The 20,753-nt window shown below is 64.6% G+C and carries 19 protein-coding genes; 14 read left to right on the forward strand and 5 right to left on the reverse strand.

What is annotated here, in order from left to right; genetic code table 11:
• The first annotated feature begins 190 nt into the window (after positions 1-190).
• The 7 genes from smc (at position 191) to IVB42_RS36930 (ending at position 8,781) form a co-directional block, all read left to right on the forward strand.
• A complete protein-coding gene (gene smc / locus IVB42_RS36900) occupies positions 191-3,655 on the forward strand; it encodes a chromosome segregation protein SMC (protein WP_204513841.1) in 3,465 nt (1,154 codons plus the stop codon).
• A 60-nt stretch (positions 3,656-3,715) separates the two neighbouring features.
• Positions 3,716-4,696, forward strand: coding sequence for a small ribosomal subunit Rsm22 family protein (locus IVB42_RS36905; protein WP_247372679.1), 981 nt, complete (start codon positions 3,716-3,718; stop codon positions 4,694-4,696).
• Between the two features lie 138 nt (positions 4,697-4,834).
• Entirely contained in the window at positions 4,835-5,395 is a 561-nt protein-coding gene (locus IVB42_RS36910) for a LemA family protein (protein WP_085352637.1), read from the forward strand.
• 32 nt (positions 5,396-5,427) lie between these two features.
• The gene (locus IVB42_RS36915) at positions 5,428-6,672 is read left to right on the forward strand and encodes a M48 family metallopeptidase (RefSeq protein ID WP_204513839.1); all 1,245 of its coding nucleotides are present in this window, start codon (positions 5,428-5,430) and stop codon (positions 6,670-6,672) included.
• Between the two features lie 205 nt (positions 6,673-6,877).
• Complete coding sequence (locus IVB42_RS36920; RefSeq protein ID WP_018454934.1) at positions 6,878-7,633, forward strand: hypothetical protein; 756 nt, start codon at positions 6,878-6,880, stop codon at positions 7,631-7,633.
• 60 nt (positions 7,634-7,693) lie between these two features.
• Positions 7,694-8,362, forward strand: a complete 669-nt coding sequence (locus tag IVB42_RS36925) for a hypothetical protein (protein ID WP_204513838.1) — start codon at positions 7,694-7,696, stop codon at positions 8,360-8,362.
• A gap of 86 nt (positions 8,363-8,448) precedes the next feature.
• The gene (locus tag IVB42_RS36930) at positions 8,449-8,781 is read left to right on the forward strand and encodes a GIY-YIG nuclease family protein (protein ID WP_204513837.1); all 333 of its coding nucleotides are present in this window, start codon (positions 8,449-8,451) and stop codon (positions 8,779-8,781) included.
• Positions 8,782-8,804: 23 nt separating this feature from the next.
• Here IVB42_RS36930 and IVB42_RS36935 read toward each other — a convergent pair whose 3' ends face one another.
• The 5 genes from IVB42_RS36935 to petA all read right to left on the reverse strand — a co-directional run bounded on the left by IVB42_RS36935 (position 8,805) and on the right by petA (position 15,318).
• On the reverse strand, positions 8,805-9,344 hold the full coding sequence (locus tag IVB42_RS36935) for an adenine phosphoribosyltransferase (RefSeq protein ID WP_007595035.1): 540 nt from the start codon (positions 9,342-9,344) through the stop codon (positions 8,805-8,807).
• Between the two features lie 12 nt (positions 9,345-9,356).
• Positions 9,357-11,519: an anthranilate synthase component I gene (locus IVB42_RS36940; protein WP_204513836.1), complete on the reverse strand. Its 2,163-nt coding sequence runs from the start codon at positions 11,517-11,519 to the stop codon at positions 9,357-9,359.
• 314 nt (positions 11,520-11,833) lie between these two features.
• Complete coding sequence (locus tag IVB42_RS36945; protein ID WP_008134159.1) at positions 11,834-12,508, reverse strand: dienelactone hydrolase family protein; 675 nt, start codon at positions 12,506-12,508, stop codon at positions 11,834-11,836.
• A 144-nt stretch (positions 12,509-12,652) separates the two neighbouring features.
• Positions 12,653-14,725, reverse strand: coding sequence for a cytochrome b/c1 (gene fbcH / locus IVB42_RS36950; protein ID WP_018454938.1), 2,073 nt, complete (start codon positions 14,723-14,725; stop codon positions 12,653-12,655).
• Between the two features lie 62 nt (positions 14,726-14,787).
• Positions 14,788-15,318: a ubiquinol-cytochrome c reductase iron-sulfur subunit gene (petA, locus tag IVB42_RS36955; protein WP_026232845.1), complete on the reverse strand. Its 531-nt coding sequence runs from the start codon at positions 15,316-15,318 to the stop codon at positions 14,788-14,790.
• 278 nt (positions 15,319-15,596) lie between these two features.
• Here petA and IVB42_RS36960 point away from each other — a divergent pair, with 278 nt between their 5' ends.
• The 7 genes from IVB42_RS36960 to IVB42_RS36990 form a co-directional block, all read left to right on the forward strand.
• The gene (locus tag IVB42_RS36960) at positions 15,597-16,055 is read left to right on the forward strand and encodes a tRNA (cytidine(34)-2'-O)-methyltransferase (RefSeq protein WP_247472050.1); all 459 of its coding nucleotides are present in this window, start codon (positions 15,597-15,599) and stop codon (positions 16,053-16,055) included.
• A gap of 28 nt (positions 16,056-16,083) precedes the next feature.
• On the forward strand, positions 16,084-16,716 hold the full coding sequence (queE, locus tag IVB42_RS36965) for a 7-carboxy-7-deazaguanine synthase (RefSeq protein WP_018454941.1): 633 nt from the start codon (positions 16,084-16,086) through the stop codon (positions 16,714-16,716).
• A 17-nt stretch (positions 16,717-16,733) separates the two neighbouring features.
• The gene (locus IVB42_RS36970) at positions 16,734-17,099 is read left to right on the forward strand and encodes a 6-carboxytetrahydropterin synthase (protein ID WP_247357255.1); all 366 of its coding nucleotides are present in this window, start codon (positions 16,734-16,736) and stop codon (positions 17,097-17,099) included.
• Between the two features lie 4 nt (positions 17,100-17,103).
• Entirely contained in the window at positions 17,104-18,003 is a 900-nt protein-coding gene (hemF, locus tag IVB42_RS36975) for an oxygen-dependent coproporphyrinogen oxidase (protein WP_231188796.1), read from the forward strand.
• Positions 18,000-18,746, forward strand: a complete 747-nt coding sequence (locus IVB42_RS36980) for an HAD family hydrolase (RefSeq protein ID WP_247372676.1) — start codon at positions 18,000-18,002, stop codon at positions 18,744-18,746. The genes hemF and IVB42_RS36980 overlap by 4 nt, the downstream gene beginning before the upstream one ends.
• A gap of 371 nt (positions 18,747-19,117) precedes the next feature.
• Entirely contained in the window at positions 19,118-19,324 is a 207-nt protein-coding gene (locus tag IVB42_RS36985; RefSeq protein WP_018454945.1) for a DUF2158 domain-containing protein, read from the forward strand.
• A 194-nt stretch (positions 19,325-19,518) separates the two neighbouring features.
• On the forward strand, positions 19,519-20,753 hold a 1,235-nt coding region (locus IVB42_RS36990), incomplete at its 3' end, for an IS5 family transposase (RefSeq protein WP_247472051.1).

Genomic DNA, 20,753 nt, shown 5'->3' on the forward strand with positions numbered 1-20,753 from the left:
CTCGATAGCCGTATCTTTCCCGGCACAAATCCCTTGGGAAAAGCGGCTTTCGCCGGTTGCCCTCGCAGCCCACCGCGGCCATTGTCCAGCCGCATGAGGCGCCTCGCGCGACTCGCCCGGATACCGACATTGCCTTCCATGGTATTGTCCCGGCAGGGGGATTCGCGCCTGCCAACAGAGATGCGTGCTTATGAAAATCACCCGCCTGCGCCTTCACGGCTTCAAGTCCTTCGTTGAGGCCACCGACTTTGTCATCGAGCCCGGCCTGACAGGCGTGGTCGGCCCCAACGGCTGCGGCAAGTCGAATCTCGTCGAGGCGCTGCGCTGGGCGATGGGCGAGACCTCCTACAAGTCGCTGCGCGCCGCCGACATGGACGCGGTGATCTTCGCCGGCTCCGGCAATCGCCCCGCGCGCAACCACGCCGAAGTGACGATGACGATCGACAATTCCGATCGCACAGCGCCGGCGGCGATGAACGACAGCCAGCTTCTGGAAATTTCCCGCCGCATCGAGCGCGAAGCCGGTTCGGTCTACCGCATCAACGGCCGCGACGTGCGCGCCCGCGACGTGCAGATTCTGTTCGCCGACGCCGCCACCGGCGCGCGCTCGCCGGCCCTGGTCCACCAGGGCAAGATCGGCGAGATCATTCAGGCCAAGCCCGAGCAGCGCCGCCGCGTGCTGGAAGACGCCGCCGGCGTCGCCGGCCTGCACGCCCGCCGCCACGAAGCCGAGCTGCGGCTCAAAGCGGCTGAAACAAACCTCACCCGCGTCGAGGACGTGATCGGCCAGCTCGCGGGGCAAATGGAAGGCCTCAAGAAGCAGGCCCGCCAGGCCGTGCGCTATCGCGAAGTTGCGGCCAAGGTCCGCAAGGCCGAGGCAACCCTGTTCCATCTGCGCTGGATCGGCGCCCATGCCGACGTCAACGAATCCGGCCAGACCCACGATCTCGCGGTTCGCGAGATGGCCGAGCGGACCCAGCACCAGGCCGAGGCCGCTCGCATCCAGGCGATTCGCGCCGCCGAAATGCCGGCGCTGCGCGATGCCGAAGCGCGCGCCGCAGCGGGGCTGCAGCGCCTGACCAACGCCCGCGAGCTGCTCGATCGCGAGGAAGAGCGCGCCAAGGAGCGCGTCGCGGAACTCGAGCGGCGCCTCGCGCAGTTCGAAGGCGACATCTCGCGCGCCCAGCAGCAGACCATGGACGCCGATATCGCGCTGCAGCGCCTCGACGCCGAAGATGCCGAGCTGAAGGAAGAGATCAAGTCGCGCGTTGAGAAGCGCTCCGGCGTCGACGAGCGTGTCGCCGAAGCCGAGGCGGTGCTGACCGAAACCGAGCAGCAGTTCGCCGAGCTCACCACCGCGCTCGCAGACCTCACCGCCAAGCGCAACCAACTCGAAGCCAACGTTCGCACCCACCGCGACAAGCTCGCCCGGCTCGACCAGGAGATTTCGAACGTCGCGGCGGAAGAGCAGAAGCTCACCGAGGAGACCGGCGGCTTCGGCGATCTCGACGAGCTGACCGCGACGGTCGAGAGCGCCGAGCAGACGCTGGCGGCCTCGGAAGCCGCCGCTCAGGCCAGTGAAGCCGCGCACGTCGCCGCGCGGCAGACGCTGGAATCCTCGCGCTCGCCGCTCGTCGAAGCCGACAAGCGCGTGCAGCGGCTCGATACCGAGGCGCGCACGATCTCCAAGATCCTGAACGGCGAGACCAAGAATCTGTGGCCGCCGATCATCGACGGCATCACCGTCGACAAGGGATTCGAAAAAGCGATCGGCGCAGCCCTCGGCGACGATCTCGACGCCCCGGTCGATCCGTCCGCGCCGATGCGCTGGACCAATTCCGGCGTCACCGACGGCGATCCGGAACTGCCCGAAGGCGTGGTGCCGCTCGCCAACCACGTGCAGGCCCCGGCCGAGCTGACTCGCCGCCTGGCGCAGATCGGCGTGGTGCCGCGCGAGCGCGGCGCCGAGTTGGTCTCGCATCTCAAGACCGGCCAGCGGCTGGTCTCGCCCGAAGGCGACGTCTGGCGCTGGGATGGTTTTGTCGCAGCCGCCCACGCGCCGACCGGCGCAGCACGGCGGCTTGCCGAGCGCGCCCGCCTCATCGATATCGAAAACGACCTGGAGCAGGCCCGCATCGACGCGCAGATCAAGCGCCAGGCGCTGGAGAACGCCGAGGCCGAGCTGCAGATGGCCGCCAGCACCGAAGGTGCGAGCCGCGAAGCCTGGCGCGCCGCGCAACGCGAGCTCAACGTCGCGCGCGAACGCCATGCTACGGTCGAACGCGAGATCAGCCGCCATGCCGCGCGCAAGGCGACGCTGTCGGAAGCGCACAGCCGTCTGGCCGCCGACCGCGCCGAGGCCGAAGCCGCCTACGAATACGCCGAAGCGGGGATCTCCGAGCTGCCGTCGAGCGAGGACACCGAAACCCGTCTCGCCGCCGTCCGCAGCGACATCGAAGGCCATCGCCGCATGGCCGCTCAGGTCCGCGCCGAGGCACAGGCGCTGGCGCGCGAAGCCGAGCTGGCCGACCGCCGCGTGCAGGCGATCCTCGCCGAACGAACCGAGTGGCAGAACCGCAAGGAGAGCGCGGCCTCCCACATCGACACCATCCAGGCCCGTATCGCCGAAGTCTCGATCGAGCGCAGCGATCTCGAGAACGCGCCAGCCGTGTTCGCAGAGAAGCGCAGCGCGCTGATCACCGAGATCGAATACGCCGAAAACGACCGCCGCATGGCCGCCGATGCGCTCGCCAGCGCGGAAACCGCGATGGCCGAAACCGATCGCGTCGCCAAGCTGACGCTCGAGGCGCTCTCCAGCTCGCGCGAGGCCACCGCCCGCGCCGAGGAGCGCATGGAAAGCGCGCGGCGCCGACTCGATGACATCGAGCGCGAGATCCGCGACATGCTCGAAGTCGAGCCGCAGGCCGTTGCCGGGCTCGCCGAGATCGAGCCCGGCGCCGAGCTGCCGCCGCTGCACGACATCGAGGAAGACCTCGAAAAGATGCGCCGCGATCGCGAGCGCCTGGGCGCGGTCAATTTGCGCGCCGAGGAAGAGCTGCGCGAGGTCGAGACCCAGCATAATGGTCTGGTCACCGAGCGCGACGACCTCGTCGAGGCCATCAAGCGGTTGCGCCAGGGTATCCAGAGCCTCAACAAGGAAGCTCGCGAGCGGCTCCTGACCTCGTTCGAGGTCGTCAACAACCACTTCAAGCGCCTGTTCGTCGAGCTGTTCGGTGGCGGCGAAGCCGCGTTGCATTTGATCGAGAGCGATGACCCTCTTGAAGCCGGCCTCGAAATCATCGCCAAGCCGCCGGGCAAGAAGCCGCAGACGCTATCGCTGCTCTCCGGCGGTGAGCAGGCGCTGACCGCGATGGCGCTGATCTTCGCGGTGTTCCTCACCAATCCCTCGCCGATCTGCGTGCTGGACGAAGTCGACGCGCCGCTCGACGACCACAACGTCGAGCGCTATTGCAACCTGTTGCACGAGATGACCGCCTCGACCGACACGCGCTTCATCATCATCACCCACAACCCGATCACGATGGCGCGGATGAACCGCCTGTTCGGCGTCACCATGGCCGAACGCGGGGTCTCGCAACTGGTGTCGGTGAACCTGCAAGAGGCGGTGGACATTCTCGACCAGAACGTGGCGTGAGTCCGCTCCCGTCACGCACCTATTGACGTCGTCATCCGCGCAAGCGGATGATGACCACGAATGATGATCTCACCCACCCTCCCCGCCGAACTGAAAGCGGCCCTCGACGGCAAGCTCCAGGGGTTCTCGCGCGCCGACGCTGCGCAGCGATCGCAGAAAATCTCGACCACCTATCGTGCAGGGGGCGGCTCCGGCACGATCAAATCCGAGGCCGATGCGCTCGCCTATGCGCTCGCGAGGATGCCGGCGACCTACGCTGCGGTGGCGGCAAGTCTGAATGCGCTGACCGAGGTCGCACCGGACCTCGGTCCGGAAACGCTGCTCGACGTCGGCGCAGGTCCGGGCACCGCGAGCTGGGCCGCTGCGGAAGCTTTTCCGTCGCTGCAATCCTTCACCCTGCTCGATGCCAACGCCACGCTGAGCCGTCTCGCGCTCGAACTGGCGCGCGACAGCACGCGTCTGGCGAATTGCCGCTATCTGCCGGGCGATGCCGGCGCGAACCTCGCTGAGGTTTCGCAAGCCGATCTCGTCGTCGCGAGCTATGTCATCGGCGAGCTCAGCGAGGGCGATCAACGCAAGCTCGCGGAAGCGATGTGGGCGAAAGCGCGCCACGTGCTGGTCGTGATCGAGCCCGGCACGCCCGCCGGCTACGCCCGCATCCTCACCTTGCGCCAGCAACTGATCGCGGCGGGCGCCTATGTCGCCGCACCCTGCCCGCACGAAAAGCCGTGTCCGCTGACGGCGCCCGACTGGTGCCATTTCTCCCAGCGCTTGCCGCGCTCGCAGGCTCACCGCCAAATCAAGGGCGCCGAGGTGCCGTTCGAGGACGAGCGATTCATCTACGTGGCGCTAACCCGTAGGCCTCCCGCCACCCGCGCCGCGCGCGTGTTGGCGCCGCCGGATCTCGGCAAGCCCGAGATCACGGCAAAGCTCTGCACCGAGCAAGGCGTCGAACTCGCCAAGGTCCCACGGCGGGACAAGGTCGCCTATGCAAGCGCCCGCCGCTGGCGCTGGGGTGATGCCATCCTGTCCGAAAGTTAACCTGCTCCGGCGCTTTCGCCTTGAACTGGGATAGTCCCTCATCCGACCAAGTCTTACCTCTCTTCTGTACCGGGCTCTCGCTCGGCGCCAATTTGGTCTACCCTAGCGCCCGCCTTCTTCCCCCTTCAGGAGTTCTCCATGTCGACCGGCTGGATCGTTCTCGGCGTTATCGTCGTCCTCGTGTTCTTTGCCTTCGCCGCCTACAATCGGCTGGTGGCGCTGGGCCAGCGCGTCGGCCAGGCCTTTGCCGACGTCGACGTGCAGCTCAAGCAGCGCCACGATCTGATCCCGAACCTGGTCGAGACGGTGAAGGGCTATGCCTCGCATGAGCGCGGCACGCTCGACGACGTCATCAAGGCGCGCAATTCGGCGATGTCGGCGCAGGGACCGGCGCAGGTGTCCGCGGCCGAGACCCAGCTCTCCGGCGCGCTCGGCCGACTGATCGCGCTGTCGGAGGCCTATCCCGACCTCAAGGCCAACGCCAATTTCCAGCAGCTCGCCAGCGAGCTGTCCGATCTCGAGAACAAGATCGCGGCCAGCCGACGCTTCTTCAACAGCGCGGTCCAGGAATACAACACCGGCATCCAGCAGATGCCGGCAGCCTTGTTCGCCGGCATGTTCGGCTTCACCAAAAAGGACTTCTTCGATCTCGGCGCCAGCCGCACCGAGGTCGAGGCCACGCCGCAGGTGAAATTCTGAGTTGAGCCGATAGGCCGGCAGGGCATCGCGTCATGGCCGCGTATGGTCTCTACACGCACATCGCCTCGAACAAGTTTCGTTCGATGCTCCTGCTCGCCGGTCTGTTCGCGCTGGTCTACGTGCTGGTCTATGCCGGCGCGCTGATCGCCGAAGTCGTCATCAATGGCGACGAGACCGTCCTCCATTATCTGAGACGCGCCTTCTATGATCTGAAAGTCGCCGCACCGGTTGCGACCGTCGTGGCAGCGACCTGGATCGTGATCGCCTATTTCTTCCACCAGTCGATGATCGATGCGGTGACCGGCGGCCACGACGTCACCCGGCAGGAGCAGCCGCGGCTCTATAATCTGCTTGAAAATCTCTGCATCTCGCGCGGCATCACGATGCCGAAGCTGAAGATCATGGAAAGCCCGGCGCTGAACGCGTTCGCGACCGGCCTCAACCCGCGGCAATATTCGGTCACCGTCACCACCGGTCTCCTCAATGCGCTGGACGACCAGGAAATCGAGGCGGTGCTGGGTCACGAGCTGACCCATATCAAGAACGGCGACGTGCAGCTCATGGTGGTCGCCGTCATCATCGCGGGCGTGGTCGGATTCTTCGGCGAACTGTTCTTCCGCCTGTTCACGAATTTCAGCTGGAGCTCCGGCTCCGGCGGCTCGTGGTCGTCGGGCTCCTCCTCGTCACGATCGTCCTCGTCGTCGAGCGACAGCAAGAGTTCGGGCGGCGGCGCGGTGATCGTCATCATCATCGCGGTCGTGCTGATCGTGGTGGCCTGGCTGTTGTCTCAGGTGGTGAAGCTCGCGCTGTCGCGCTCGCGCGAATATCTCGCGGACGCAGGCTCCGTCGAGCTGACGAAAAACCCGGACGCCATGATCTCGGCACTGCGCAAGATCGAGAACCGCGGCGAGCTGCCGGGCGCAACCTCGGCAGTGATGGAGCTCTGCGTCGACAATCCGCGCGAGGGTTTTGCCGATTTGTTCGCGACCCACCCCTCGGTGCAGTCGCGGGTCGACGCGTTGGTCAAGTTCGCCGACGGCCATGATCCCGGCCCGCTGCCGCTTTCCGCCGACGAGGCCGAGGAGCCAGACACGCAAGCCGACCAGCAGGGCGTCCGACCGCCACCGCGCCAGGGGCCCTGGAACGACGTAGGCGGCGCGGCCAGTCCGCCGCCCCTGCCCGCACCCAGCTCCGCCGGAACCGCCAGCAGCAACCCGATAGGCAATCGAGTAAGCAATCCCTTGGGCAATTCCTTGGGTCCTTGGGGCCGCCATTGAGCGTGATTTGACGCCATGCCCGGCAGAATTCGTCGTGCTTGGGAAAAACGTCGGGAATTGCCGTAACTGGGCCCTGCGGAATTGAATTCTCCCTTGTTTCTGCCATGTTCGCGCCCAACAGCAGACTTGGGACATGTCTGCGACATCGATTTGGGGCCCATCCGATTGCAACCTCGCGATCGGGGGCGCGCGTTAGGGGACAGCAATGGCAAAGCCGGCAGTGGTTGTGGTGGGCGCGGACAAGGGTGGGGTCGGCAAGACCACGGTGTCGCGCACCCTGCTCGATTATTTTTCCGCCAACAACGTGCCGACGCGCGCCTTCGACACCGAATCGCCGCGCGGAACCCTGAAGCGCTTCCATCCTGACATCACCGAGATCGTCGACATGACGACGACGTCGGATCAGATGAAGATCTTCGATACGCTCAACGCGACGAGCCCGTCGGTCACCGTGATCGACGTCCGGGCCGGCCTGCTCTCGCCGGCGCTCGCCTCCTTGCGCGACATCGGATTCCTCGACGCCGCCAAGGCCGGCCAGATCACCTTTGCCGTGTTCCACATCCTCGGACCCTCGATCGCCTCGCTGGACGAGATCGCCGAGACCGCGGGCTTCATGGGCGGCGCGAAATATTTCCTGGTGAAGAACTTCATCAACGATACTCAGTTCTTCCAGTGGGATCAGTCGACTTACCAATCGTATTTCAACCGCATCAAGGACGCGACCGAGCTGACCATCCCCAAGCTCAACGAAATGGCCTATGAGCAGGTCGAGGTGTCCTCCGTCCCATTCCTGAAATTCGTCGCCAACAAGGGCGTCAACGACGAGGCCGCCAACTACTCCTTCGTGCTGCGTGGTTATGTCCGACACTGGCTGGCGAACGTCTGGAGTGAGTTCGATCGGATCCGGCTGACCGATATCGTCGGCTCGACGAAATCCGGGGCCCGCAACAGCGAAAAATAGTTGCGCAAGCCGGGCGGATACGGCTGGATTGGTCGCCAAGTTCGACTGATATAGCTATCGATGCCCGCAACGCCCCTCTACATCATTTGCTCGCCCCGTCCGCAGGTCGGCAAGACCCTGCTGGCGCGGCTTTTGAGCGAATTTTTGCTGCTCAAGAACGGCAACGTCGTGGCCTTCGACGTCAACCTGAAGGAGCCGTCGCTGCTCGACTATCTGCCAACGATCACCGAGACCGCCGACGTGATCGACACCTACGGCAAGATGCAGCTGATGGATCGCGTCATCGTCGATGACGGGCTTGCCAAGGTGATCGACCTCGGCTTCCACGCCTTTGACGAGTTCTTCAAGATGACGGAGGAGATCGGCCTGTTGAAAGAGGCTGCGCGCCGCCACGTCGCGCCGATGATCCTGTTCGTCGCCGACACCGACCGCGTCTCGGCCCGCGCCCACGAGATGCTGCGCGAACAGATCCCGCGGATCAACCTGATCACGGTGGACAACGAGCACATCGTGCGCGGCGAGCTGCCGGAAGCGATGGCCGGCGGCCGGCTGCTGCGCCTGCCGGCGCTGCCCGGATTCCTGAAGACCTATATCAGCCGCCTGAATTTCTCCTTCACCGGCTATCTTCGCCAGGAGAAGGATGCCTCGACCGAGCTGCACCAATGGACCCGGCGCAATTACCTCGCCTTCCGCGAACTCGAGCTCAGCCTGATCCTGCAACGGTCCTGAATATTTTACCCGGATAATATTGACGCCGAGCGACGTTGCGGTTACTGAGTGTACGCACCATCGTTCCTCAGCAAGGCCTCTTCACCGTGAGCATCGACCGTAAAGCAGCAATCGCCGCCTATAAGGAGCGGAAGACCGTTGCCGGCATCTACGTCGTCCGCTGCGCGGCCTCGGGCGAGGCCTGGGTCGGCCAAGCCTCGAACCTCGAGACAATCCAGAATCGCATCTGGTTCTCGCTGCGCCAGGGTAGCCACACCTGCCGTAGACTCCAGACTGCGTGGAACATGCACGGTGAGGCAGGCCTGACACTCGGCGAATGCGAGCGGCTGAAAGATGAGGCGAGCGACTATGTCAGGAATGCGCTCCTCAAAGAGCGCATGCTGCATTGGCTGTCGGAGCTAACGGCCGAGCCGATCTGAACGTCGCCAGCCGTGCCGTGCCCTCAGTGCCCCTCGAACGTCATCAGCGTGCGCACCGGCACGTCCATCGCGCGCAGCTTGGCGGCGCCGCCGAGATCGGGCAGATCGATGATGAAGCAGGCGGCGACCACATTGGCGCCGATCTGGCGCAGCAGCTTCACCGCACCTTCCGCGGTGCCGCCGGTGGCGATGAGGTCGTCGACCAGGATCACACGCTCACCCGGCTGAATGGCGTCGACATGCATCTCCATCTCGTCGATGCCGTATTCGAGAGAGTAAGCGATCCGCACGGTGGTGTGCGGCAGCTTGCCTTTTTTCCGGATCGGCACGAAGCCGGCCGAAACCTGGTGCGCCACCGCGCCACCGATGATGAAGCCGCGCGCTTCCATGCCAGCGACCTTGTCGATCTTGTTGCCGGCCCAGGGATTGACGAGTTCGTCGACCGCACGGCGGAACGCACGCGCATCTGCGAGCAACGTGGTGATGTCGCGGAACAAGATCCCGGGTTTCGGATAGTCCGGGATGGTGCGGACGCTCGCCTTCAGATCATGGTCAAAAGTCATGGTGCCTCTCAATCAGCGCGACGCATCCAGGCGGAACGCGTTCTCGACAATTCGTAAGCCCACCTCGCCGCTCAGCGACATCAGCGATTCCGGATGGAATTGCACGCCGGCGACCGGCAGGGTCTTGTGCTCGAGCGCCATGGCGACGCCGTCCTCGGTGCTGGCGGTGACGGATAGCACCTCCGGCATGCTGTCGCGCTCGACATACAGCGAGTGATAGCGGCCAATGACGATCTCGTTCGGCAGATTGCGCATCAGCCGCCCGCCACGTACCTGAACCCGCGAGGGCCGGCCATGGGCGGGATGCGTGAGCTGCCCGAGCTCGCCGCCGAAATACTCGCCGATCGCCTGGACGCCGAGGCAGACGCCGAACACCGGCAGCTTGTCCTCCAGCGCCGCGTCGATGGTCTTCTTGATCCCAAAATCCTCGGGCCTGCCCGGCCCTGGCGACAGCACCAGCAAATCCCACCGCTTCTGCTTGAGCATGTCGAGCGCATGCACATGGCGGACCACGGTGACGTCGGCGCCGACCTGGCGGAAGTAATCGGCCAGCATATGGACGAAGCTGTCGTCATGGTCGATCAGCAGCACCCTCTTGCCGCTTCCGGTCGCATCGGGCGCAAAGGCCGACAGCGGCTTCGGCGGATCACCGCGCAGCGCCTGGAATAGGGCGGCGGCCTTGACCTGGCATTCGCGGTCCTCGGCGGCGGGATCGGAGTCGAACAGACAGGTGGCGCCGACACGCACTTCCGCGAGGCCCTCCTTCATCCGGATGGTCCGGATGGTGAGGCCGGTGTTGATGCTGCCGTCGAAATTCACCGCCCCGATCGCGCCGGCATACCAGCGGCGGGGCGAGCGCTCGTGATCCTCGACGAACTGCATCGCCCAGAGTTTTGGTGCGCCAGTGACGGTGACGGCCCAGGCGTGGGTGAGAAAGGCGTCGAGCGCATCGAAGCCGGGACGCAGCATGCCTTCGACATGGTCGACGGTGTGGAACAGTTTTGAATAGGTCTCGATCTGCCGGCGCGCCAGCACCTTGATGGTGCCGGGAACGCAGACGCGCGCCTTGTCGTTGCGGTCGACGTCGGTGCACATGTTGAGCTCGAACTCGTCCTTCTCGGAGTTCAGGAGCTGGCGGATCTGCTCGGCATCGCCGATCGCATCGGTACCGCGCGCGATCGTCCCCGAGATCGGGCAGGTCTCGACCCGGCGTCCGTCCGAGCGCACGAACATTTCCGGAGAGGCCGAGACGAGAAATTCGCCCTCGCCGAGATTCATCAGCGCGCCGTAGGGCGACGGATTGATGACACAGAGCCGCTGGAACACTTCCGCCGGCGAGCGGTCGCAGGGCTCGGCGAAGAGCTGCCCCGGCACCGCCTCGAACAGATCGCCACGCGCAAAGGCAGCGCGCGCGGTCTCGACAGTGGCCTGATATTCGCCGGGGGCGTGATCGGCAAAACCCTGGCGCGGTGTCTTGAGGTAGGGGCTCTCGGCGGTCTCGTGCGGCAGGCCCGCGGTGGACTTGCCCTTCCACGCGAAATCGTATGTGAGCACGACGCCGCGGCCGGTGGCGCGGTCATAGGCGAGCAGGCGATCGGGGACGTAGAGCACGATGTCGCGCTGGTCGCTCTCGCGCGCGCGCTTCTGCACGAGGTCCTCGATCTGGAACACGAGATCGTAGGCGAAGGCGCCGAACAGGCCGAGCACGCCGTCGTCATTGGCGGAGAAAGCGGCGACGAGATCGCGCACCAGCGACATCACGCTGGCGCGCCGCGTGCGCTGGTCTTCGTCGATCGGGGCTTCGCCGCGGATGATATGACCGGCAAGGCGCGTCGGCGTCGTCTCGGAGATCACGACGCAGGGTTCGCGCAAGACGTCGGCGAGGAAGGCGATCAGCACCTCCCCGCGCGCGTTCAGCGCTTCCAGCTTGAAATTGACGCCGGTGGTCTCGAGCTTGAGCGGCGGATCGGAGAAGCCGAGGTCAAAACTCTCGTAGCGGCCGGGCACGGTCGTGCCCGACGACAGCACCACGCCGCGGCGGCGGTCGAGCAGGCTGACGAGATCGTCGAGCCGGTTGGCGCCGCCGGAAAACTGTTCCGCCACGCGCGTGATCGCAAGCCCCGCGCGGGTCACGTAGTCGCTTCGAGCCGGAAGGGCAAAGACGGTCCTGTTCATGGGGTCCTCTTACGAAACTTGTCGAGGGAACGCCACACAGGACAAACGATCAGGCCGCCGCACTGCGTGGGCGACCTCAGACGATTTTGGGAGAATAAATCGCACCGGCCACCTCTCAGGAGGTGCGCCACCAAAGACGGGATGGGCGGACGGCGGTGCTCATGGGCGGATACTCACCATGGCGCGGGGACGACGTCAAGGCTGGCTGGGCTGGCTGCTCAACGCCGATCACCACAGTCGTCCCGGCGAAGGCCGGGCAATTGCGCACCAGGCCGGGGCGACACTGAAATGGTAGCGCGACTGGCGCAGCACACCTACCCCAGATGCTTCCTGAAAAACTCCGTCGCCCTGCCCCAGGCGAGCTCGGCGGCTTCCCGGTCGTGCACGGCCTGGCGCTGCTCGTTGACGAAAGCGTGCTCGGCGTCATAGCGGAACAGCTCCAGCGACTTGCCGGCGGCCTTCATGGCCTTTTCGAAACCGTTGACCAGCTCCGGCGTGCACCAATCGTCCTTGTTGGCGAAATGGGCCTGAAGCGGGATCTTGACGTCGGCGGGCTTGGCCGCCTGCTCTGGCGGGATGCCGTAGAACACCACGCCGGCGGCGAGCTCCGGCACATGCACCGCGCCGATGATGGTGACGGCGCCGCCGAGGCAGAAGCCGGTCAGGCCCACCTTGGCGCCGTTGCGCGACAGATATTGCGTGGCGCCGCGCACCGTCTGCGTGGTGGCGTCCATGAAGTCGAGCGAGTTCATCTCTTTGCCGGCGGCGTCGGTGTCGTGATACGGCACCACCTTGCCCTTGTAGAGATCTGGCGCCAGCGCATCGAAACCGGCGAGCGCGAAGCGGTCGCAGAGGCCCTTGATCTGGTCCGAAAGGCCCCACCATTCTTGGATCACCACCACGCCCGGCGCGTTGCCGCGCGCGGCATTGGCGAGATAGCCCGATGCGTCCTTGCCGTCCGGGCGCTTGAAGGTGATGGCGGTTCCCATGGTGTCCTCCGACGAGTTTTTGGGGAGCGGTTGGCGGCATTTTGGCGTTTGAGCGGGCGATAGGCAATCGCGCCTGACAACACACTCTCGTGCCCAACAAAAAAGCCCCCTTGCGGGGGCCTCTTCATTCTCGCCTCGGGCCCCTCAGTGCGAGTCTGCCCAGACCTTCTTCTTGGTGAAGTACATCAGGCCGGCGAAGATGATCAGGAAGATGAACACCTGGAAACCGAGGCGCTTGCGCGCTTCCATATGCGGTTCGGCGGTCCACATCAGGAACGTGGTGACGTCCTTGGAATACTGCGCGACAGTGGTCGGCGAGCCGTCGTCATAGGTGACCTGGCCGTCGCTGAGCGGCTTCGGCATCTTGATGGCGTGGCCCGGGAAGTACTTGTTGTAGTAGGAGCCCTCCGGGATGGTCACACCTTCGGGCGCCTTGTCCTCAAAGCCCTGGAGCAGCGCCGAGACGTAGTCCGGACCCTGCTCCTGATACTGGGTGAAGAAGTCGACGATGAACATCGGGAAGCCGCGGCCGTAGGAACGCGCCTTGGTGATCAGCGACAGATCCGGCGGCGCCGCGCCGCCGTTCGCCGCACGCGCCGCCTGCTCGTTCGGGAATGGCGAGGGGAAATAATCCGCCGGCCGGCCCGCGCGTTCGAACATGTCGCCGGCGTCGTTCGGACCATCCTTGACCTTGTAGTCGGAGGCGAAGGCTGCAGCCTGCGCGACCGAATAGCCGGGACCGCCGGCTTCCGCGAGATTGCGGAAGGCGACGTAGGACAGGCCGTGACAGTTGGCGCAGACTTCCTTGTAGACCTTCAGGCCGCGTTGCAATGCGCCGCGATCGTACTTGCCGAACGGACCGGCGAACGACCATTTGTTGCCCGGCGGCTTGTCGCTGCCTTCGGAGGCGCGCGCGCTGTCGGCTGAGCCCGCAAACAACGCGCCCGCCAGCGCAAGCACGATCGCGCTCGACACCATCGGCGTCGACCTGCTCCCGGTTTTGGCCAGGACGGCATCCGAGATCGAGTTCGGCACCGGACGCGGCTTCTCGATCCGCGAGAGCAGCGGCAGCACGATCAGGAAGTAGGCGAAATAGCAGAACGTCAGGACCCGGCCGGCGATCACATAGATGCCTTCCGGCGGCTGCGCGCCGAGATAGCCGAGCAGGATGCAGACCGCGACGAAGATCCAGAAGAACTGCTTGGCCAGCGGACGGTACTTCGACGACTTCGTCCTGGCGGCGTCGAGCCAGGGCAGGAAGCACAGGATGATGATCGCCGAGAACATCCCGATCACGCCCGCGAGCTTGTTCGGGATCGAGCGCAGGATCGCGTAGAAAGGCAGGTAATACCATTCCGGCACGATGTGCGGCGGCGTCACGCCCGGGTTCGCCGGAATGTAATTGTCGGCGTCGCCGAGATAATTCGGCATGTAGAAGATGAACCAGGCGTAGAGCAGCATGAAGCAGGAGACGCCGAACATATCCTTGATGGTTGCATGCGGCGTGAACGGAACAGTGTCCTTTTCCGTCTTGGGCTCGACGCCATCAGGGTTGTTCTGGCCGGAGACATGCAGCGCCCAGACGTGGAGCACGACGACGCCCGCGATCAGGAACGGCAGTAGATAGTGCAGCGAGAAGAAGCGGTTCAGCGTCGGGTTGCCGACCGAATAGCCGCCCCACAGGAGCGTCACGATGCTCTCGCCGACATAGGGGATGGCGGAGAACAGATTGGTGATGACGGTCGCGCCCCAGAAGCTCATCTGGCCCCACGGCAGCACGTAGCCCATGAAGCCCGTCGCCATCATCAGGAGGTAGATGATGACGCCAAGGATCCACAGCACCTCGCGCGGCTCCTTGTAGGAGCCGTAATAGAGGCCGCGCAGCATGTGGACGTAGACAGCGACGAAGAACATCGAGGCGCCGACGGCATGCATGTTGCGCAGCAGCCAGCCGTAATTGACGTCACGGACGAGCAGCTCGACCGACTTGAAGGCGAGGTCGGCATGCGGCGTGTAGTGCATCGCCAGGATCACGCCGGTCAGGATCTGGATCCCCAGCATGAAGGAGAGGATGGCGCCGAAGGTCCACCAATAGTTCAGGTTGCGCGGGGTGGGATAGACCACGAAGGAGGAGTGCATGAGGCCGAGGATCGGCAGACGTCGCTCGATCCATTGCAGGGCCGGATTGCTCGGCTGGTAGTCGGATGGTCCGCTCATGATGCGATCCTGAGGAAATAATACGACGAGACGGCGCGAAGCTTCGGACGAGGGCCCGAAGCTCAGCCGATCTGGATTTTGGTGTCCGAAACGAACTGGTACGGCGGCACCGGCAGGTTCGCGGGCGCGGGCCCCTGGCGGATGCGGCCGGACGAATCGTACTGCGAACCATGGCAGGGGCAGAAGAACCCGTCGTAATTGCCTTCATGGGCGATCGGGATGCAGCCGAGATGGGTGCATATGCCGATCACGACCAGCCATTGCTCATGGCCGGACTTGACCCGGGCCTCGTCGGACTGCGGATCGGGCAGGCTCGCCACGTTGACGGCGCGCGCCTCGTCGATCTGCTTCTTGGTGCGGTGGCTGATATAGATCGGCTTGCCGCGCCAGAACACCTTGATGTCCTGCCCCTCGGCAACCGGGCTGAGATCGACCTCGATCGGCGCACCAGCGGCGATGGTCGACGCATCAGGATTCATTTGGGAGATAAAGGGCCAGAGCGCGGCTGCGCCCCCTACTGCTGCAGCTGCCCCCGTTGCAACGAATAAGAAATCACGGCGTGTCGGATGGTCCGCCGAAGACGCTGTCGTCACGATTCCAACCCTTTCTTCTTATGCAGCCGGCGGAACCGCTCCGGGAGCCCCCAAGGTCCCCAGAACAGCCTGCCGGCGCCCGCGGCCCCCCGCGGCGGCAGAACTTCGCGTGCCCCCACCAAAACAAGGCGAAAACAGCAGTCCAGAATCGTTCTATTGGCACCCTTGCCGGGCGAGCGCAAGCCCGCTATCGGCGCGGGAGCGTGCAATGCACGAATTCCGCGGCTAGCGATGTTTTATTGAGACATTTCCGGCCCGCACCGAACCCGGCACCGCCCATGCAGATAGCGCTTTTCCAACCCGACATCCCCCAGAACACCGGCACGATTCTCAGGCTCTGCGCCTGTCTGGGCATGGCCGCCCATCTCATCGAACCGGCGGGCTTCCCGGTCTCCGACCGGCATTTCCGCAGGGCGGGAATGGACTACCTCGATCAGGTCAGCATCGTCAGGCATGACTCCTGGTCAAAGTTCGAGCAATGGCGGGCGGCGCAAGGCGCTCGCCTGCTGCTGTTCACCACCAAGGGGGCGACCGACTACCGCGATTTCCGTTACCAGACGGCGGACATCCTGCTATTCGGGCGCGAGAGCGCCGGCGTCACCGAGGCGGTGGTCGAGGCGGCGGACGCGCGGCTGGTGATCCCGATCGCTCCGGGGCTGAGGTCGCTCAATGTCGCCATGACCGCGGCGATGGCCGCAGGCGAAGCGCTGCGGCAGCTCCGGAACCCGCAAGTTTAATATGTTGAGGTATGTTGAGGAGAGACGGTTGAGTTACGCGGTCAAGGAAATCTTCCTGACCTTGCAAGGCGAAGGCGCCCATGCCGGGCGCGCGTCCGTGTTTTGCCGTTTTGCCGGCTGCAACCTCTGGAGCGGGCGCGAGGCCGACCGTCAGGAGGCCACTTGCAAATTCTGCGACACCGATTTCGTCGGCACCAACGGCACCCTCGGCGGTCGCTATGGCTCGGCCGCGGAACTCGCAGACACCATCGCCGCGCAATGGACAGCCTCCACCGAAGACCGCTATGTGGTGCTCACCGGCGGCGAGCCGCTGCTCCAGGTCGATACCGCGCTGGTCGACGCGCTCCATGCCCGCGGCTTCGAGATCGGCGTCGAGACCAACGGCACCATCGCCCCGCCCGAGGGGCTCGACTGGATCTGCGTCAGCCCAAAGGGCGGCAGCGATCTGGTGATCCGGCGCGGCCACGAGCTGAAGCTGGTCTATCCGCAACCGCTCGCCATGCCGGAGGCCTTCGCGGATCTCGCCTTCGAGCGCTTCTCACTGCAGCCGATGGACGGGCCCGAGGTCGCCCAAAACACCGCGGGCGCCATCGACTATTGCCTCAATCATCCGCAATGGCGGCTCAGCGTGCAGACGCATAAGTCGCTTGGTATCAGATAGGATTGGTTTTCGAACAGATGTGGGAATTGACGAAATCGTTTCGCTTCGAGGCGGCGCACTCATTGTCGGGAACGACGTTCGGCGCGGATAGCGAAGAGATCCACGGCCACTCCTTTCGCGCCGAGGTGACGCTGCGCGGCACGCCCGATCCCAAAACCGGCATGGTGGTCGATCTCGGCCTGGTCCAGCGCGCCATCGAGGATGTGCGCATGACGCTGGATCACAAGTACCTCAACAAGATCGAGGCGCTGGGCACACCGACGCTGGAAAACCTCTCGCGCTTCGTCTGGGAGCGGCTGGCTCCTATCGGCAAGCTCACCCGCGTCAGCATCCACCGCGACAGTTGCAACGAGAGCTGCACCTATTACGGTCCGCAGGGCTGACGAAATGACATCCACATTGGACCCGAGCTTGATCGAAGACCGCAAGACGCGCGCACGCGCCTGGTTCGAAGCCTTGCGCGACGACATCTGCGCGAGCTTCGAGCGGCTGGAGGACGATGCCCCCGAGAGCCTTTATCCCGGTGAGGCCGGCCGCTTCAAACGCACACCCTGGCAGCGCACCGATCATACCGGCGCGGCCGGCGGCGGCGGCGTGATGTCGATGATGTCAGGCCGCCTGTTCGAGAAGGTCGGCGTGCATTGCTCCACCGTGCACGGCGAATTCGCGCCAGAGTTTCGCGCGCAAATTCCGGGCGCGGCGGACGACCCGAAGTTCTGGGCCTCCGGCATCTCGCTGATTGCGCATCTGCGCAATCCGCACGTGCCGGCGGTGCACATGAACACGCGCTTCGTCGTCACCACCAAAGCCTGGTTCGGCGGCGGCGCCGATCTTACGCCGGTGCTCGACCGCCGGCGCACGCAGGACGATGCCGATAGCATCGCCTTCCACGCCGCAATGAAACAGGCCTGCACGCAGCCGAACGGCATCGCCGATTACGACAAGTACAAGAAGTGGTGCGACGAGTATTTCCACCTGCCGCACCGCAAAGAGGCGCGCGGCATCGGCGGCATCTTCTACGACTGGCACGACAGCGGCGACTGGGACGCCGACCTCGCCTTCACCCGGGACGTCGGTCGCGCTTTCCTGAAGGTCTATCCCGACATCGTGCGGCGCAATTTCGCGACAAGCTGGACCGCGGAGGATCGCGAGGAGCAATTGATCCGGCGCGGCCGCTATGTCGAGTTCAACCTGCTCTACGACCGCGGCACCATCTTCGGTCTCAAGACCGGCGGCAATGTGGATTCGATCCTGTCGTCGCTACCACCGGTGGTGAAGTGGCCATGACGACGATGAAGCCCGCGATGAGACCGCTCCCGCGCGCCATGCTAATCGACATGGACGACACCATCCTGTCGGCCTATGCGCGGCCCGAGATCGCCTGGAACACGATCACAGCGGAGTTCGCCGAGGAACTCGCGCCGCTGCCGCCGCAACTGGTCGCGAGCACCGTCCTGGCCTTCGCGAAGAATTTCTGGGCCAATGCGGACGCTTCGTGGCGGCTCAAGCTCGCCGAAGCCCGGCACCTCACCGTCAAGGGCGGTTTCACCGCGCTCGCGGCCGCCGGTCATCGCGCCCTGCCCGACGACCTCGCCATTCGTCTCGCCGACCGCTTCACCGTCTATCGCGAGGAGGAGATGTTCGTCTTCCCCGGCGCGCATGACGCCATCGACAGGCTCAAGGCGCTCGGCATCAAGCTCGCATTGGTGACCAACGGCGCCGCGGACACCCAGCGCGCCAAGGTCGAACGCTTCGAGCTGGCGCACCGCTTCCACCACATCCAGATCGAGGGCGAGCACGGTTTCGGCAAGCCCGAGGAGCGTGCCTATCTGCACGCGATGGAGGCGCTCGGCGTCACCGCAAGAGACACCTGGATGATCGGCGACAATCTGGAATGGGAAGTCGTGACGCCGCAGCGTCTCGGCATCTACTCGATCTGGATCGACGTGCATGGCGACGGCCTGCCCGAAGGCTCGATCGTCAAGCCCGACCGCATCATCCGCTCGCTGACAGAACTGGTGCCGGACTGACTGCAATCGGGGTGCGCAAACAAAAACGTCGAAAACAACCCCATGCACAGTAGACGGCCGCAGCAAAATCAAGGACTTGCGGCAAGCGCAAACTGCGGATCTGACGAAATCATTTGCGCCGTCGGGCAAAACAGGCGCATGGTGTCATGGTCGCGACGCACGGGACGGAAGAGCCCTTGTGCCATCCATCGAACAGGCACCATTGCCTCTCGTGATGGGATCGCTCCGGCCTAAAGCTCTCTGATCGACGTTTCAGCAGTCTGGCCGGCGGATGCGCGCTACCGCAACACATCCACTGACCGAGTAGCCCGTGATCGGCATGTCATGCCGGTTTGCTAGCTTCGCCGTCAATCAACCCGAAAGGACCATCCATGGAACTAAAAGCCGGCGATATCGTCATGCTGAAATCCGGCGGGCAGCCGCTCACCGTCGCGGACGTGAAGGGCGACGACGTGATCTGTCTCTGGATGGGCGCGGAGGGCGATCTGTTTCGCGAGACGCTCCCGCTTGCGGTGCTCGAGCACCTGGAAGAGCTCGACGACGAAGACGAGGATGAAGACGACGAAGACGAGGAGTAAGCGCGGCTGAGGCCGCGTCCTCATTAGTCGTCCGTGAACAAGGCACTAAGCGATTGAGCAGGAGTCAGTTTTCCGGTTGCGGCGGCATTTGAGATTGCAGGGATTGGGGGCTTGAGGCCCCCAAACCTTGCAATTTTCGTTTGTGGATTCCCTTTCGCTGCGGACCATGATTCTGTGGTGCATCGGAGGGGCCGATGCGACCGAAGAAGCACAGGACGACGGGATCGAACGATCTGTTCCGGGCGCGGCTGGACCAGATCATCAATCTGAAGCACGAGTTGGTTCTGCTTGCCGGCAAGATCGATTGGGACTGGATCGACGGCGAGATCGCGCCGCTCTACAGCGAGAACGGCCGGCCCGGGATCGAGACCCGCTTCATGATCGGGCTGTTGTTGCTCAAGCATATCTACGGGCTGTCCGATGAGGGGGTGTGCGAGCGCTGGGTCCACGACCCTTATTTCCAGTTCTTCACCGGCGAAGAGTTTTTCCAGCACGCTTTCCCGCACGAACGCTCGGACCTGAGCCATTGGCGCAAGCGGCTCGGCGACAAGCTGGAGCTGCTGCTGGCCGAGAGCCTGCGGGTGGCGCACGAAGCCGGCGCCTTACGCAGCCAGGACCTCAAGCGCGTCACGGTTGATACCACGGTGCAGCCGAAGGCCATCACCTTTCCGACCGACGCCAAGCTGCTTCATGCGGCCATCCAGGGCCTCAATCGCCTGGCGAGAAGGCACGCCGTCAGGCTGCGGCAATCCTATTCTCGCGTGGCCAAGGCCGCTGCGATGATGGCGGGCCGCTACGCCCATGCCAAACAGTTCAGCCGGCATCAGCGGCAGTTGCGTATCCTGCGCAGCCGGCTGGGCCGGATCATCCGCGACATCCGTCGCAAGATCGAGCGCCAGCCAGCCCTCGAGGAGGCATTCGCCCTTCCGCTTGGCCGAGCCAGCCAGATCCGCTCCCAGCAGCAGCGCCAGCGCGGCTGGAAGCTCTATTCATTTCATGCCCCGGAGGTGGAGTGCATCGGCAAAGGCAAGGCCTCAGCCCCTTACGAGTTCGGCGTGAAGGCCTCCATCGTCACCAACAATCGCCGAGCTCCCGGTGGCCTGTTCGTACTGCATGCCAGGTCGCTGCCCGATAATCCCTACGACGGTCATACCCTGCGGGACGTCATCGACCGCACCGAGGCGCTCACCGGCTGTCCGATCGAGCGGGCCTATGTCGACAAGGGATATCGCGGCCACGACACGCAAAATCCACGTCGCGTCTTCATTTCGGGCCAGAAGCGCGGCGTGTTCGGCGCCATCAAGCGCGAGCTCCGGCGCCGCTCCGCCATCGAGCCCATCATCGGACATCTGAAGGCCGAAGGTCACCTTGGCCGCTGCTATCTCAAAGGCCGCGCCGGCGACGCCGCCAACGTCGTGCTCTCAGCAGT

Source organism: Bradyrhizobium sp. 45, from assembly GCF_023073155.1.
Taxonomy (GTDB): domain Bacteria; phylum Pseudomonadota; class Alphaproteobacteria; order Rhizobiales; family Xanthobacteraceae; genus Bradyrhizobium; species Bradyrhizobium canariense_D.